The following is a 16,644-nucleotide window of genomic DNA, read 5'->3' on the forward strand; positions in this document are numbered from 1 at the left end:
TTCTTATATGTATTTATTAAAATATTAACTATTATGTACCCTTACATATTTTATTCCATTTTTACATTGTTGTCTTTAGAAAAATACAAAAATATAAAAAGAATATAAAAAAACTGTATAAGCGTAGTAATCTATATAACATTTCAATATATTTACGACTAGCTGAATCTTATTTTTATATTATTTAGATTACTCCTGTTTTTTTTACAGCCATAAAATGAAACCTCAACCAGCGGAATTCTTTATTTACACGAAGGAATGGATCCCCTTTTAAAAAGGGGGATCCGTTTCCACACTTTATTATTAATATTTACCGTAAAATGAATTAGCTTTCATGCGCCCATCATTTGTCATAATCATTTCTTCCAAAATCTTTTGCTTATCTCGAATATGCTGCGCCGCCTTAATAATGAATGGGCTTACTTCTGCTGCAACTTGTGCGCGCGTTTCTTCATCCAATGTCATCATCCAACGATTTAACATCTCACTCTTCTCAGCAAACTCTCCATCTGACACTTGCAATTCACCGATTTCATTAAAACAGCCGACAAACGTCCGATAAATATCATTGTTCATTTTCAAGTGCTCCGCGGTAACCGTCTATTAAATCTTGTAACACTTTCACAATCGCATCCATGTCTTTTGCTTCACGCGTTACTTTCATTGTTTGAATTTGAATGCTAATCCAATCGTATAAACCATATAAACTATCATATAAATCTTTCGTAATTTCAGGATTTAATTGAAGCTTTAATTCTTCAAAAATACGTTCTAACTTTTCAAGAAGTGCATCTCCTTCTTGTAGTTTAAAAGTATGTAACAGTTCTTCTAAATTACGAAACTCTACAATACATCTTTCATAAATAAAAATTGTATTTTTAATTGGATTACTCGTCATAATATCATTTTGCATATAACGTTGCCATGCTTGCATACGATCACTTCCTCAACTATCATTAATCATCACTTTTTTGTTTTGTCATTGCTTTAATTGTTTTTAGTTGGCTATCAAGCTCAGCTAGTGTACTTTCTAGCTTTTGATACTTCTTCACAATTTCATCTTGCTTTTGCAAGTTTTGTGCTTCAATATCTTTTATCTTTTTATCTAAATCACTTACACGTGAATCAATGCTTTTTACTCGTTCTCCAACTACACCTTTATCACCAAATAATTTCTCAAGTGGTTCTTCCATCATTTTTCCTAATCCGTTAGAACTAAAGAAAAATTGCTTCGCTGCATCCGGCTTCTCTTTTAACGCTTTCGTTAATGCTTCGTCATTAACTTCCATCGTTCCATCTTGCTTTAATTGAATACCAAATGAGAATAAGTAATTACCATCTTGAGAAAATGTTACGACGTTATTCATCGCTTGGCGTACACTTTGCATAATAGCTTGACCTTGGAAAGCCCCGCCTTTCCCAGCAAATATATCTATTGTAGAAACAGCTTTATTATAATCCGCAACCATCTTTTTAATAACATTTGATGCATCCGTTACGTTTGAGTCACTTACTGTAAATTTCAGTTCTATACCTTTTGCTTTCGCCTCTGTTGCCTTTGGATCAACCTCTGTCTTTTCTCCATCGGGTTTTTCTACCGGCTTTTCTTCTACTGTTTGCTCAGTTACTTTTAATAATTCAATTTTCACACCCGGAAGGGCTTCAATTGTATTGGTAGAGCTATCGCCTTTAATACCATTAATCGTATACTCAGCATTTTGCGCTTTATTTATTATATTGCGCGCTGTACCGTCCGTATTAGCTAATCCTATATCTTGAAAGAATTTAGATGTGTTGTCCTTAAAATCAATTTCTCCTTCTGTTCCTTCTTTCTTCGAAGACATAAAAATTTTATTTCCAAGCGTATAAGCTGATACACCATAATCTCCATCATTAATTTTATTAATTAAATCTTTATATGTCATATCAGATGTTACTTTTAATTCTTTACCACCTAGTTTTAATGTTTCATCTCTATTAAGCTTTGCATCTATATTTCCAATATCATCAGAAGCTATTTGATGACGCTGCGCAAGCTGTGTAATCGTCATATTAAAAGTTCCAGCAATCGCACCGCCATCAGCTTTTACATTAATATAACCGTCTTGTGATGTTGTTACCTTTTTCTCATTTCCTTTAAAAGCCGCTAAATTTTTAAATGTTTGCGTGAAAGAACTAAATTCTGATTTTAAACTTGTATATAAAAGTTTATCTTGTGAAAGGCTATTCTTTTCATTTGTATACGGCGTTTTTCTCATATCCAGCGCATTCATTTCTAATTCAACGAAATTAGAAGTATCGATCATGTTATTTCCAAGGTTCCAAATCTGTTGTCTACCGCCAATACCCGTTAACGTTCCTGCCATATTTCTCACTCCTTATTTTTTTACATGTAGTCTAAAATACTCGTTTTGCTCATCGTGCTAACTGCTTTAAGCGTCGCTTCATACGTCGCATTAATATACGCCAAGTCAGAAATTGCTACCGCTAAATCAACATCTTCGATTTCTTTACGATTTTCTTGAAGGGCTAGATTTTGCTCGCTTAAAATTGTCTTAAACGTATCTACAGTGTTCATCGTTGCTCCTACTTCTGTTGTACGATTAATAACACTATCCAAGTTTTTCTTATTTTCCGCTAATAACGGTTGTAACGCTTTTTGATCACCGTTTTGCATCGCGTCTTTCATCTTTACTAACGTTTGAATAACAGGAGTTAGTAAGTCCTCACCTTTACGAAACGCTTTAATTTCATAACCATCATTTAGCTTCCACATTACATCTTTTTCGCCGCCTTGGTATGTCCCATCATCCGCAAATGGAGGCTTCTCTGCACTATCTCCACCAAACAGATAGCGACCTTGCTCTTTCGTATTCGCTAAATATACAACTTGTTTTAAAATTTGATCGATTTCGGCACCGATTGCCTTTAATTCTTTTTCACCATTTGGTCCATTTAATGCTTGCACCGTTAATTGATCCGTTCTCGTTAAAGATTTCACAATACCTGACAATGTATTTTCTGTCTGACTTAGTACATTTTTAGAATCCGCTATATCTTTTTGCATTTGTTCAATATTCGCCAACGAATGTTGAATCGCGAATGATTTACTTGCTGCAAGTGGGTCTTCACTCATAAGAAGATTTTTCTTGCCTGAAGTTACTTGATTTCGATGATATTGCTGTTGCACATTCAAATCCATTAACTGATTCTTTGCCCAATTTGCATTTTGAAATGTAGATACTCTCATTTCTATCTCCTCCTTACTTATTTTCAATCAATTACTATTCCCTATCGGATAATCGAAAATAGACTATCAAACACTTCATTCATCGTAGTAATAGCTTTAGAGTTTGCTACGAAGTATTTTTGGAAGGCCATTAAATTTACCATTTCCTCTTCCATATTCACGCCTTCGACACTCATCTTTTCTTGCTGAATACCTTCTAATAAATCTCCATGAATTTTTTGATAACCATTCACTTCACTTTTATCAGATGCTACCTTAACTATGAATTGGTCCAATGCTTTTTTATATGAAAGACCTTCTTTATAATTGTCATCTGTAATTCCTGCCAGTTTATTTGCAGTTTCAGCAGATATTTTCATTTTCGAAAAATCATTCGCGAATTCTGGATTTAACTTCAACTCTTTCGCATAATCTCCAACGAAGAAATCTTTTCCCATCACTGTATTTACTTGTTTTTTCACTGAACTCATTAAGTCTTCAAGATTTTTTTTATAACTAGCAATCTGCCCTTTCGTATCGACCGCTGATTTTATTGCACCACTAGTTAAAGGGATTTCCGAACCGTATATTTCAACTGACATTGGCTCTTTCGTTTTATTTAATTGGAGCGGATATGTATCTTGTCCATTTACTGTTAAAACACCATTCATTCTAACACTTGCGATATTAGGATTCATAGATTCATAAGATACTTCTATATTGGCGTACTTTGACATTTCTGTAACGATGCGGTCACGTTCGTCTAAAAGTTGATTCGGTACTTGTGTACCAGCCTGTCCAATTTTTTTATTCGCTTCTGCTAAACTAGCAGCAAGACGATTAAATTCATTAACATGTGCTTCAATATCTTCTGTCGTCTGCGCTTCTACTGAATCTAAGTTTTTCGCAAGTTTATTTACCTGACTTGTAAACTTCCCAGTTTCAGAAATTAGCGTATCGTAATAGTTTGATTGATCCGGATTTTTTGCAACTTCTCGAAAAGCATTAAAAAATCCATCCATTAAACTAGATATTGAATTTTTCCCTGTCGTTCCTACCATAGACTCTACTCGTGATAAAACAGAATTCTTATAATTATAGTAAGCGAGTTGAGATAATTGGTCGTTAAACTGTTTCGTCTTCACTTCATCTGTAATACGATCAACACCTAACGTTTGTACACCGTATCCTATTCTTTGTTCCGGCGTATGCCCATTACTTGCTCCAACAGAACCGAAATTCACCGCTTGACGTACATATCCAGGTGTATGAATGTTAGACAAGTTTTGTTTCGTCGTTTGTAATCCCATTTGTGCCGCTAGCATGCCCGATAACGGGGTATTATAATCAGATAATCTCATAATGCTTCACTTCCCCTTTACAATAGTTCGTTCATAAAGATTTGCGAATTATTGTTTCGTTCTAAGTTATATTCAGAAACGGAATCCACAATACTTTCTGTAGTTTTTAATAGTACGTTTAAGTAATATTGATTTTTCAAAAGAATCATTTTTACATTCTCTTCTAATTCAGTTAAGTTTTTTTGTAATTTTTCTATTTTTTCAATTTCTTCATGAGAAAAATACGAAAATAACGCACTTACGCGAAATGATTCCACTCCCTGTTCTTTACAAAACTGAACAACCATTTCTTCAAATGAATTTGATAACTTTTTTAAACCATCAATATACTGCAATTGCTCTATTTGCAGTTTTTGAACCGCATTTACATTTTTATGTTTTAAATTCTCATATATTTGTTCTCCAAGCGCTTGAATATTTTCATATGCTTTTTGAATAATAACAAGCTTTTCATATAATTGTATATACATATAGCTTCCTTCCCTTTTACAAGACTAAATTTACAATTAAACCGTGGATTTCTCCAATTTGATTTAACATTTCTAAATGTCCCGTTTTTGTATTAATTAAATTCATAACATCTTCTAACTCATTCAATCCCATTTCCGCCTGTTTCACAATCGTCATTTTCTGTGAATATCCATAACGTGGATGACGAGACATGACATCTTTATATTGCAATACATTGTCAACGTAAAAATTCAAAAATGATTTTACTGTATTTTTGTATTCCATTACGTTATCAAGTGTTAATTCCATTTCAATTTTCTCTTTAATTTCTCCAATGTTATCGACAAATGCTTCCATTTGTTCTAGCAATTTATCTTTTTTCGGATCTGCATGCAAATTATCCGAAAATGCAAGTCCTGTCCTGACATTTGCTTCTTTCGGCATTTGAGTAGCAGGCGGTATATGCGATAAAATTGGATTATGCGAGATAGAACGCAGCATATATATCACCTTTTTATTTTTTTATTTCTTCCTAAAGTTAATCGTAAAATCTAGTTATTTATAATTATACTCTGAACACTAATATTTTGCAGTTATTTTTTATAGAAGATATGTTACAATTTAGCATGAGGTGGCACAATTCTATGAATATTTTTCTTTGTGGTTCAAATCAATTAACAGCATTAGATCAAGAAGAAATTAAAAAATTTTTAACTGACTATGCTCACAAACATAAAATTTACATATTATGTTATAAATCTATTGAAAATGAGGTACTTCGTTTTTTCGTCGAAAACGAAAGACTCGCTCAAAATTTATGCCTTTACACGCTACAACCGTTTCAAGCAGTAACAGATGAATTTCAAGAAATCGTTGATTATTTAAAAACACACGGAGCCGAGTATGTTGCTTTTGATCATCCTTCCGACTCTATTTACCGATCAGATTATATGTTTTTTGTTAAACAAATTATTGAAGATACCGATTTAGTTCTCTGTTTTTATAACGGAGACAAGCATACATCTGTCATTCCCGTTGATATTGCAAAAGAAGCTGGGATTGATGCTGTTATTTATGATTTACCAGGTTTACATGAAAAACAGATGAAAAAAAACTTTGAACAAAAAATCCGTATGATGTAAAGGGGGAGGCACAATATCGTTATTGTGCCTATTATAAATATGATAATTGAACAAGATTATGATCATTTTATCGCGAGTTTTAAACAACAATTCAATATGGATATCGCTTCATATAAACAAGATAGAATGCGTCGTAGAATCGATGCTTTTATTTCGAGAAAGGGCTTTGAGAACTACACTAGTTTTCTAAGCAATTTACGTACCGATCAAAATTTATTTTTAAGTTTTATTGATTATATTACAATTAACGTTTCAGAATTTTTTAGAAATAAAGAACGTTGGCAAACGTTAGAGACGAAAGCACTACCAAAATTACTTGAACAAAATAACGGAAAATTAAAAGTATGGAGTGCCGCTTGCGCTGCCGGTGAAGAACCGTATACACTCTCTTTAATTTTATCAAAACATCTATCTCCATTTCGCTATGAAATAATAGCAACGGATCTTGATTTCCACATTTTAGAAACTGCAAAACGCGGTCAATATACAGAACGTTCTTTAAAAGAATTACCTATTGATTTGAAAGAACGCCATTTTACAAAAGAGAATGATATATATTCATTACATCAAAATATTAAGCAAAACGTCACGTTCAAACAACACGACCTGTTAATGCAGTCGTTCGATACAAATTACGATTTAATCATTTGTCGCAACGTAATGATATACTTTACTGAAGAAGCAAGGGTAAAACTTTATGAAAAGTTTAGTCGTTCTTTACGAAAAGGCGGCGTACTATTTGTTGGTAGTACCGAACAAATTTTAACACCTGAACGTTATAATCTTCAGAGATTTGATACATTCTTCTACGAAAAAATATAAAAGAGGTCGTCACAATGTAAAGTGACGACCTCTTTATATAACTCGAATTAAAATAATACAAACAACCCATATAAAGAGAAAAAGAAACGTCATTGACCATTTATGTTCTTGCATCGTTTGTTTCAACGCCTGTGATAATTGTGTCATATTCATTTCTGCGAGCGCTCTCCATACACTTACATCCCGCTCTTTAGCAGTGCGATCTGTAACGCTAATTAAAATAGTTTCGTTAGACAATTTCGTTATGTAAGCAGTAATAACCGTTACCATTAAATTTATATTTCCTTCTGATGAATCACTCTCCACGCTAGAAAGGAGTGCACTTACATCTAGCAACGGAATATGTACCTTTCTGCCAAATGATAGTTGTACTTCAGCGAAATCATACGTTCCATCTAACAAAGGAAGTTCTTTTATATGCGCCTGTTTTACAAGCCCTTGCAAGTTTCTCATTATTTGTTCATATACTTTTTCGGTTTGCTTTCCTTCTCCAGATAGCGTGTGTAACTTTTTAAAAAGTTGTAACACTGTATCCATCTCTTTAGAAAGCATTTCTTTCACAATCTTTCCGTCACCTAAACTAGCAAGTAAAATTCCGATTTCATTATTTTTCATAATGATTTTAGAATGTCCAGTAAACACTAGGTTACTACGTTTTCGTTCTTTCTGAATCTCATGTTCTGAAATAGCTGCAGGCTGTTTTAATGGTTGTAGCGTCTTATTTTCAATTGTCGTACGTTTAATTTCCATTTAAGCGCCTCCATTACGATGAAATAATTAGCCCCATTCTTTATTACTCTTTAAAACTAAAAACAATACGAATAAACCTGACATAATAGCAAACACATTAGAAGCTTGTACTCCTTGTTCGCTTCTGTCTTCTTTTTTCTTTTGCGGTTCTTCTATTTGTTCTTTCTTTTTCGAAACGACTCCATTGTCATTTCTACTTTTATTCTCTTTTTGAGCCTTTCCATCACTTAATTCCTTATGATTTTCCAACGGCTCTTTTATAAAGTAAGTAATTTCTTCTTTCTCTTTCAGCGGCTCTTTTATAAAATCGTTTATTTTCTCTTCTTGCTTCGGAATTTGAACAACTGGCGGTTTTTCTTCCAGAAGTGGAATCTCTACTTTCGATTCTTCCTGCTCCTCAGTTTCTTTCTTATCTTCTAATTTATCTTCATTCTCTCGTTCTTCTACCTTTTTATCCTCTTCTGTTTGTTGCTCCAAAACAGAAACGATATATTCACTTTCTTCAACCAGTTTATTGCCGGCCGCATCTACTATCTCTACAAGTATTTCGTATGTCCCGATTGGCAACGCATCCGTTATTTCAAATACTTTTTGCCAATCCATGTCGCGCTTATTGTAATCTAATAAAAATGTAATTTCTTTATTTTCTTTCCCTTTTAATGTAACACGAACCTCTTTCACAACTGATTCTCCGTCCGTCGCCTTCACTCGCACAAGTATAGAATCGCCTTGTTTCCGTTCAATTAGCTTCTCTTTCGCCTCGTCAACAGTAACTTTATGCAACTTCGGCAGTTCTTTATCTATTGTTGGCGTGTCATTATTTATACGAATAAATGGGACTTTCACTTCATTTTCTATAAGCTCTTCTTTCTCAGCTTCTTTAGAACTTTGAATGAGCTGAAGATTCCAATCACCTTGCAAATCAAAAGTTTCGACCTTGTAGTTAGCAATCCATCGCTTTGTTTCCTCTTCATACTTAAACGATAGCATTCTTTCTTGTTCATACTGATCGCCGTTTTTTGGCAAGCGCAAAATACCTTTTATACTTTGAACATTTTGCTCTTTCGGCTCTACAATAACTCGCACTTCTTCGCCAACTTTTATTTCCGACTTATTTACTGTAATAACCCCTTGATCCGTCTCTATCTTTTTTTCGACCTCTTGTTCATTTACTACTTCTTGTTGTTCCTCTTTACCTTGATTCACTTCCACTTGCTCTGGCTGCTCTTGAACTTCTTTGTTTTCTTCTTGTACATTCATTTCATTTAGTTTTTGATCTGGCTCAATTTGTTCTTCCGCCTGACTTTGCAGAGGGAAGAACAGACACACATTTATGAATAACCAGCTCATTAGAAAAAACTTTACGTTTTTCATCTACTAGCTCAAACTCCTATTTCAACGACTTATAGCGATTTCGTCACTTTTACTCCGAAAAATCCATCTACATTTACAAGTTCACCATACGCCACCAATACATCATTTACATAAATACGAATTGGCTCATCAATATCCTCATCTAGTACAACCGCTTCATTCTCTTGTAAACTTAAAATATCTTGAATTGTTTTCACTGTGCTTCCAAATACAAATTTCACATTCATTTCTACATTTTGTAAGATGGATGTGTCCATGTATACTGGTTCCATTTGTTTTACTTCTTTAAATTCAATAGGTTGCACAACAGGTTCTACAATTTTTTCTTCTTCAATTTCTTCCGTAACAATCTCTTCTTCCTCTTCCATCATTGGATATAGAAGTCTTCTTACCATTTCTTTCGCTTCTGAAATCGGTAAAATTTGATACATTTTCGATTGAAGCAGGTCGCCAATTTCAAGGTTGAACGTAATTTGAACGAGTTCGTCCACTTTCATTGACTCTCCCAAATATTCCATTTCTTCTTTTAACGTTACGAATTTAACATTTGGTGGTGTCATGTCCATTTTTTCTTGAAACATTTCTGACATCGCCGTTGCAGCATGCCCCATCATTTGGTTCATGATCTCTTTAATACCGCTCAGTTCTAATTCACTAAGTTCTTTCTCTGGATCAACTTCCCCTGTTCCCATCATCATTAAATCTACCATTGTTAAAGCGACATCTTTCGTAAATACGAATACATTCTCATTTTTTAGTCCTTCAACAAAATCAACATTTAAAATAACAAATGGGACTGGTACTCCGTCATAATGACGAACATTGATTGATTCTACATTGGGCGTACTAATTGTAACTGGCTGATTTAAAAGTGTTGACAATACTGTTGAAGCGGAACCAATTGAAATATTTGCAATTTCCCCAAGGACATCTTTCTCTTCTTGTGTTAAATGCTCTTTTTCAACTTGTTCTTCTACAATCTCAGTTTCCACTACTTCCGCTGGCTCGTCTTTTTCTTCTACTCCACCAGATAATTGCATTAATTTATTTACCATTCGTTTCGCATGTTCAACTGAAACAATTTGCACAAGTTTAGAGTTTACAAGATTATCTATCTTTAAATCAAACGATACTTTAACAATCGTTTGATTCCCATCAATCTCAGAAATTTTCTCCATTTCTTCTGATAACTTTACAACTTTAATTGTCGGCGGAGACATATCTACTGTATCTTGGAAGAATTCAGACATAGATGTAGCTGCGAATCCCATCATTTGATTCATTGCTTCTTGTACAGCACTTAGCTCTAATTCACCAAGTTCTTTTCCGTCTTCTACTTCACCTGTTCCCATCATCATTAAATCAGCAATGGATAATGCAACATCTTGCTTAAGAACAAGAAGGTTTTCCATATCTAATCCTTTTGTAAAATGAATGTTTAATACAACGTGTGGAACTTCGACGTCGCTTGAATCATATAAATTTACCAATTCTATGCGAGGAGCAGTAATGCTTACTTGCCTATTTAAGATTGTTGATAATACAGTCGAAGCTGAACCAAATGATATATTTGCAATTTCGCCAAGAATATCGCATTCTTGAGGCGTTAAATGCTCATTTTCTTTTTCTAGCACAATTGTGCTCGTATCCCCTTTTGTGTGTTGCTCAGGCATTTTCTCTGCCTCCTCATTTCTGTTTTTCTATCAAATGATATAAACTCTCATTTTATTTTAACAAACTTATTATATAAAACGTTACTATGTATTTATTCCCATTTTCAGTTTAGTAACGATTAACCAAAAAGCTCCCCAATTGTATACAAGTGGGGAGCTTTCCTTCATTCCTATTATAAACCTTCTGGGTTTAAAATGAGGACCACTCGTCCATCACCGAGAATTGTCGCACCAGAGAAATAATTAGAACTCTCTGCAAAGAAGTCACCTAATGACTTTAGGACTATTTCTCTTTGACCGATAATTGTGTTTACAATAAGTCCATAGCTGCGATGTGTATTACGAACAATTAACACAGGAACCATTTGACCATCATATGACGCAAACGCCTCATCTACTGTTTTTTCACCAAATACAGTACTTAAATGCTTCACTTCAATAATTTGATTACGGTAATTTAACACATCTTTTCCTTGTAAGGATTGGATGTCTTCTCTCTTAATCCGAATTGCTTCGACAATATTACCAAGAGGGAAAGCATAACGTTTATCATTCGTTTGAACAAGCATAGATTGAATAATGGACAACGTTAATGGCAGTTCAATTCTAAATGTACTACCTTTTCCTTCTTCAGAATCAATAATTAAATGTCCACCTAAACTATGGATCGTATGTTTCACTACATCTAATCCAACGCCACGCCCAGAAAGGTCTGATACAACTTCAGCTGTACTAAATCCTGGTTGGAAGATCAAATCAAATACTTCACGATCCGTTAATTTATTTGCCTCAGATTCTGTTACAACACCATTTTTAATCGCTTTTTCTAATACTTTCCCTTTATGAATTCCATTTCCATCATCCGTAATTTGAATTACGACATGATTTCCACTATGGAACGCTTCTAATTTAATCGTACCTGTCTCATTTTTCCCTGCATCACGACGTTGTTCAACAGTCTCAACACCGTGATCAATTGCATTACGAATTAAATGGACGAGTGGATCACCGATTTCATCAATAACAATTTTATCAACTTCTGTGTCTTCACCTGTAATTTGTAAATCGATTTTCTTCCCTAAATCTTTCGCTAACATACGTACCATACGCGGGAAACGATTGAATACCGTTTCAATTGGTACCATACGCATGTTTAGTAGTACATTTTGAATATCTTTTGAAATATCGCCTAATCGATTTAAATGCTCAATTAATTCCTTATTTTGAATTGCTTGTGCCAATTCATCTATACGACCACGCTCAATTACACTTTCTTCAAACATGTTCATTAATCTTTCAATTTTTTCCAATTGAACACGTATGGAACGATTTTCCACTTTACCATTTTTCGTTTTTGCAGCGCTTTTAGCAGGTGTAGCATTAGCTGATTGCTTCGATACTTCTTTAGTTGATTCCACATGCGTAGCCGCTTGTAAATCTTCCTGCATAGCTTCTTGTGTACCCAATTCTTTCGAGACTACTTCTTTTAATGTATGTCCTTGCTTCACTTCTACTTTCTCAATTTCAGAAACATGAAGCACTACTTGTTTTAATTCTTCTTCACTTTGATCAGTATCCATAAATACTGTGAACTCAAACCCGAAAGCATCCGCTTCAATTTCTTCAATACTTGGAACTGTTTTTTGTACATTACCTACATTTTGCAGTGCTTCAATACACATAATTGCACGTACTGCTTTTAAAATAGCATGTTGCTCAACAGTTATATGCACTTCATGCGAAACTGCATTATCATTATTTATAGGTTCTTGCTCAATATATTCCGCAGGAGTTTCTACATTGCCATTCAATAATGCTTCTAATTTCTGCTTAGTTGTAATTACATCAATATTGCCCATTCCGCCTTGTTGCACATCTGCAACCATCTTCTCTAAATTATCAATGCACTCAAAAATCACATCAATAATCTCTGCATTTACAACTATATTCCCATGACGAATTTCATCTAAAACGTTTTCCATTTTATGCGTTAAATCCGCCATTTCCGTAAATTCCATACTCGCTGACATACCTTTAAATGTATGGGCTGAGCGGAATATTTCTCCCACAACATCCATATCAGTGGGATTTTGTTCTAAAGTTAGCACATTTTCATTTAGCGATTGTAAATGTTCTTCTGATTCTTCAAAAAATATATTTAATAGATCTGTTTGCATTTTCATCCCCTACCTGTCTAACAAACATTTCATTTATGTATAACAATTTAGTGTTTTATAGCAAGAAAAAAGGGGGCCACACGCATATCCGCTATCAATGTTTAGATTCCTTGTGGCACCCCTTCTATATTAGCTGTTTGCTACTTTTGTTAAAGCTTCAATTACTCGATCCGCTTGGAACGGCTTTACAATAAAGTCTTTTGCTCCACCCTTAATTGCATCTAATACCATACCTTGTTGTCCCATTGCAGAACAAATAACAACTTTTGCACTTGAATCAATTTTAATAATTTCTTTTAACGCTTCAAGTCCGTCCATTTCTGGCATAGTAATATCTAATGTTACAATATCCGGTTGAAGTTCTTTAAACTTCTGAATTGCTTCTACTCCATTCTCTGCTTCACCAATAATTTCAAATTCAGAATTACTTTTTAATAAGTTTTTAATCATCGTTCGCATGAACATCGCATCGTCTACAACTAAAATTTTATGTGCCATTCTTTTTAATTCTCTCCTTCTATGTATAAATATATCTTAATATTTCACCTTATCATTCTCACTCATTATACAAAATAAAATGATAAAATTTAATATTTTTTTAAAAGAATTTTCGTATTTTCATTATTTTATTATTAAAATGATAATATACTATTCTTTTATGTAAATGACAACGCGACGGTTTTTCTCCCAATTTTGCGGTGAATCATTTGGTACAACTGGCTTTGTGTCTGCATATCCTACCGCAGCTAACCTTTTATCATCCACATTATACACTTCGATTAAGTGGTGAATCATATTTGCTGCTCTTGCTGAAGACAGCTCCCAGTTAGAAGGGAATTTGTCATTATGAATAGGTCTACTATCTGTATGCCCTTCAACAACAATCGGATTTGGTACTGATTGGAAAAACCCAACTAATTGACTTATTATCTCTTTCGCTTCTGGTTTAACGTTCGCGTCACCCGTATCAAATATTAAATTATCTACTATAACGACGCTTACTCCCGTATCCTCTCGATATACATTCACTTGACTAATACCGTTATTATCTACATATGCTTTTAACTTTTTATATAATTCATCCATTCTTTTTTTCGAGACCATTTTTTCATCATTTTTTTCATGTGAAATATCTGGTATTGTATTTTCCATTACTTTTGCATCTACTTGCTCCACGTCACTAAACTTTTCAAGCATCTTTGACAATTTTACTGCATCCTGCTTTGATGTAGCAACTAGTAATACAAAGAAAGTTAATAATAACATCGTTAAATCTGTAAAAGTCGTCATCCAACGAGGCGATCCCTTTTGCGGTCGTTTCATCATCACCATACCACTCCTTGAAATATTAGGCTGCTCGTTTTACTTTTTTTATCTTTGTTTCGTATACATATGTATCGAGTTTCAACTTTAATTTAGAAGGGATTTGACCGCGATATAATTCTGAAATCGCTTCAATAACAAACTTCTTCTCTGTATATAAATCTTCAATACCACGATACACCTTTTCAGCAAGAGGGATTGCAATCATATTTGCAAGTACTGACCCATACAATGTCGTTAACATCGCAACTGCCATCCCTGTACCAATCTGCGATGTGTCTTGCAAGTTTTGAAGCATAATGATAAGACCGATTAAAGTCCCTATCATGCCCCAAGCTGGAGCGAAATCGCCAATTTTATCTAATAATGCTGCCCCTTTTCTTAACTCATACACTTCCGTTTCAACATCTTTCATTAACACTTCTTTTAATTCCTCTTCATCGTAACCACTTAACATTAATCGAATTCCTTTTTGAATAAAAGGATTGTCTACTTGCTCTCCATCAACTTCTAAAGAAAGCAGGCCGTGTTTTTTAGACTTTTTCGAAAAATCGACAAACAAATCCGTTAACTGTTCTAAATCTTCTTCTTTTCTATGTAAAACAGTAAAAATACTTTTCGTATATTTTTTTATTTCTCCAAATCGATATGCCACAACAATTGTCGCAGTTGTTCCCCCTATTACAATTAAAATAGATGAAACATCTAAAAAGTTTTTAAAAGCTTTTACTCCGCCGCCGCCAATCATAATTGCTGCTATTACAATAGCAAAACCTACTATTATGCCCACTGGGCTAGAAATATCAAACTTCCTTTTTTTTCTTTCTGGTCTAGCAAACACTTGATTTTCGTCTCCCATATTCCGGCCCTTCCCTTTTCATTTTTATAAAACATTTTTTTATTTTAATAATACGTTTTCACATATAATAAGTATTATACGCTCGTCATCTATTTATCGCAATATACTCATAGAATTGACACATTTCATTTCCATATTAGAATTATAGTATGGAAATATGAGGAGGATCACGATGGAACATAACATTTTACAAGTCATTGCACTAGCAGAAAAACTAAAATATGAAATGCGACATAGCTGGCTTTCTAACGGACGTCAAGAAAGCGTTGCTGAACATACGTGGCGCATGTCTCTAATGGCCATTTTAGTCGAGCCTTATTTAGATCAAAAAGTAAATATTGAAAAATTACTTAAAATGGTTATCATTCACGACCTAGTCGAAGCTGAAGCTGGTGATATTCCTGCTTTTGATACAATGAATAGTCATGAATTACAATTACAAAAACAAAAAAATGAGCAAGAAGCCATTTTAAATATTAAACGAACATTAAAAGGTTCTCTCGGTGAGGAATTATATGATTTATGGATGGAGTTTGAAGCGAAAGAAACGTACGAAGCAAAAGTTGCCAACGCACTTGATAAGCTTGAGGTTAAAATTCAGCATAACGAAGCTGATATTGATACGTGGCTACCAATTGAGCATAAAATGACATTCCAAGTGGCAAAGCATACAAACTTTGATTCTTTCCTATCTAAATTACAAAAAATGATTGAACAAGATGGAGAAAAGAAATTACTAGCTGCCGGCATTGACGTGGAAGCTTGCAAACGATAATGAAAAGACACTCAAATTGAGTGTCTTATTTCATTATCGTTGATACAGCCTGCTTGTAAATCAGTTGTTGTTTTCCATCAACTAACATTAAAACGGTAAATTTGTCTATCGCAACAATTTCTCCTACTATTCTAACGCCACTCTTTAAAAAAACTGTAACAATACCTTTTTCTTCTTTTATTTGTTTATATAACTCTTCTTGTAAATGTTCCAAATAATTTCCTCTCCTTTTTCGCAAAATATCCTAATATAAAAAACTACAAATTATTTATGTAATTTATCTTTTACATTCATAAACTTATTAATAAGTATATCTAAATCTCGGCTAAATAACAAAACTTTATCATGATCCAATCCGTGTCTAGCGACAAGTTGGATTAGCTCTTTCTTTTTATTTTCTATTTTATTGTGTAATTTTCCCATCTCCATCTCTTTACTAAAACTCCCTTTTCCCATAATATTACTTGTAAAATTATAGTACAAATCTTCTCATAAAAAAATATAAAAATGGCTTTTTTTACAATTTTTATATTTTTTATGAACAAATTGCAAAATATATAGCGATTCATTCACATATCCCTAGCACAATATACAATCAAAATAACCATACAGGCGTTTGTCTAATTACAAAAGAGACTGGCTCCTTTTCCATACAAAAAACATACTGTATACAGTAGTCCATGAATTATATAGATTAACTTACTCAAAA

Annotated in this window: 19 protein-coding genes; 3 read left to right on the plus strand and 16 right to left on the minus strand. The window is 33.7% G+C overall.

Features of this window, described 5'->3' with window-relative positions; genetic code table 11:
• Window positions 1-303 precede the first annotated feature (303 nt).
• Genes QEP67_RS19655 through QEP67_RS19685 form a run of 7 tightly spaced genes read right to left on the minus strand, consistent with a single transcriptional unit; the run spans window position 304 to window position 5,541 of the window.
• A complete protein-coding gene (locus QEP67_RS19655; protein ID WP_001058081.1) occupies window positions 304-576 on the minus strand; it encodes a hypothetical protein in 273 nt (90 codons plus the stop codon).
• On the minus strand, window positions 566-934 hold the full coding sequence (locus QEP67_RS19660) for a flagellar protein FliS (RefSeq protein WP_001149518.1): 369 nt from the start codon (window positions 932-934) through the stop codon (window positions 566-568). The genes QEP67_RS19655 and QEP67_RS19660 overlap by 11 nt, the downstream gene beginning before the upstream one ends.
• Window positions 935-956: 22 nt before the next feature.
• Window positions 957-2,366, minus strand: a complete 1,410-nt coding sequence (locus QEP67_RS19665) for a flagellar hook-associated protein 2 (protein ID WP_000929240.1) — start codon at window positions 2,364-2,366, stop codon at window positions 957-959.
• A gap of 20 nt (window positions 2,367-2,386) precedes the next feature.
• Window positions 2,387-3,250: a flagellar hook-associated protein 3 gene (locus QEP67_RS19670; protein WP_001266398.1), complete on the minus strand. Its 864-nt coding sequence runs from the start codon at window positions 3,248-3,250 to the stop codon at window positions 2,387-2,389.
• Between the two features lie 41 nt (window positions 3,251-3,291).
• Complete coding sequence (flgK, locus tag QEP67_RS19675; RefSeq protein WP_001239688.1) at window positions 3,292-4,590, minus strand: flagellar hook-associated protein FlgK; 1,299 nt, start codon at window positions 4,588-4,590, stop codon at window positions 3,292-3,294.
• 17 nt (window positions 4,591-4,607) lie between these two features.
• Window positions 4,608-5,060 (minus strand): hypothetical protein, encoded by a 453-nt coding sequence (locus tag QEP67_RS19680; protein ID WP_000275870.1) that lies wholly within the window; start codon window positions 5,058-5,060, stop codon window positions 4,608-4,610.
• A 16-nt stretch (window positions 5,061-5,076) separates the two neighbouring features.
• A complete protein-coding gene (locus QEP67_RS19685; RefSeq protein WP_000946323.1) occupies window positions 5,077-5,541 on the minus strand; it encodes a YaaR family protein in 465 nt (154 codons plus the stop codon).
• Window positions 5,542-5,684: 143 nt separating this feature from the next.
• Here QEP67_RS19685 and QEP67_RS19690 point away from each other — a divergent pair, with 143 nt between their 5' ends.
• Together QEP67_RS19690 and cheR are read left to right on the plus strand one after the other, a co-directional pair.
• Window positions 5,685-6,182 carry a hypothetical protein gene (locus QEP67_RS19690; RefSeq protein WP_001020104.1) on the plus strand — a complete coding sequence of 166 codons (498 nt, stop codon included), beginning with the start codon at window positions 5,685-5,687 and terminating at the stop codon, window positions 6,180-6,182.
• 39 nt (window positions 6,183-6,221) lie between these two features.
• Entirely contained in the window at window positions 6,222-7,004 is a 783-nt protein-coding gene (cheR, locus tag QEP67_RS19695) for a protein-glutamate O-methyltransferase CheR (RefSeq protein WP_000582891.1), read from the plus strand.
• A 33-nt stretch (window positions 7,005-7,037) separates the two neighbouring features.
• Here the strand turns inward: cheR and QEP67_RS19700 are convergent, their stop codons facing one another.
• From QEP67_RS19700 to QEP67_RS19730, 7 genes are all read right to left on the minus strand, one after another.
• Entirely contained in the window at window positions 7,038-7,754 is a 717-nt protein-coding gene (locus tag QEP67_RS19700; RefSeq protein WP_000403987.1) for a hypothetical protein, read from the minus strand.
• A gap of 27 nt (window positions 7,755-7,781) precedes the next feature.
• Complete coding sequence (locus tag QEP67_RS19705; protein WP_353706383.1) at window positions 7,782-9,128, minus strand: transglycosylase; 1,347 nt, start codon at window positions 9,126-9,128, stop codon at window positions 7,782-7,784.
• 29 nt (window positions 9,129-9,157) lie between these two features.
• Window positions 9,158-10,801, minus strand: coding sequence for a flagellar motor switch protein (locus QEP67_RS19710; RefSeq protein WP_001115030.1), 1,644 nt, complete (start codon window positions 10,799-10,801; stop codon window positions 9,158-9,160).
• Window positions 10,802-10,974: 173 nt separating this feature from the next.
• A complete protein-coding gene (locus QEP67_RS19715; RefSeq protein ID WP_001192600.1) occupies window positions 10,975-12,978 on the minus strand; it encodes a chemotaxis protein CheA in 2,004 nt (667 codons plus the stop codon).
• 129 nt (window positions 12,979-13,107) lie between these two features.
• On the minus strand, window positions 13,108-13,476 hold the full coding sequence (locus QEP67_RS19720; RefSeq protein ID WP_000940570.1) for a response regulator: 369 nt from the start codon (window positions 13,474-13,476) through the stop codon (window positions 13,108-13,110).
• A 150-nt stretch (window positions 13,477-13,626) separates the two neighbouring features.
• Window positions 13,627-14,304: an OmpA family protein gene (locus QEP67_RS19725; RefSeq protein WP_000977943.1), complete on the minus strand. Its 678-nt coding sequence runs from the start codon at window positions 14,302-14,304 to the stop codon at window positions 13,627-13,629.
• 22 nt (window positions 14,305-14,326) lie between these two features.
• Window positions 14,327-15,160 (minus strand): flagellar motor protein MotP, encoded by an 834-nt coding sequence (locus QEP67_RS19730; RefSeq protein ID WP_199712763.1) that lies wholly within the window; start codon window positions 15,158-15,160, stop codon window positions 14,327-14,329.
• 172 nt (window positions 15,161-15,332) lie between these two features.
• Here QEP67_RS19730 and QEP67_RS19735 point away from each other — a divergent pair, with 172 nt between their 5' ends.
• A complete protein-coding gene (locus tag QEP67_RS19735; RefSeq protein WP_000400774.1) occupies window positions 15,333-15,935 on the plus strand; it encodes an HD domain-containing protein in 603 nt (200 codons plus the stop codon).
• Window positions 15,936-15,960: 25 nt separating this feature from the next.
• Here the strand turns inward: QEP67_RS19735 and hfq are convergent, their stop codons facing one another.
• Together hfq and QEP67_RS19745 are read right to left on the minus strand one after the other, a co-directional pair.
• A complete protein-coding gene (hfq, locus tag QEP67_RS19740) occupies window positions 15,961-16,149 on the minus strand; it encodes an RNA chaperone Hfq (RefSeq protein ID WP_000400662.1) in 189 nt (62 codons plus the stop codon).
• A 50-nt stretch (window positions 16,150-16,199) separates the two neighbouring features.
• Entirely contained in the window at window positions 16,200-16,418 is a 219-nt protein-coding gene (locus QEP67_RS19745; protein ID WP_002108625.1) for an aspartyl-phosphate phosphatase Spo0E family protein, read from the minus strand.
• Between the last annotated feature and the right edge of the window lie 226 nt (window positions 16,419-16,644).

It is taken from the genome of Bacillus cereus group sp. MS39 (assembly GCF_040448665.1).
Lineage (GTDB): Bacteria > Bacillota > Bacilli > Bacillales > Bacillaceae_G > Bacillus_A > Bacillus_A wiedmannii.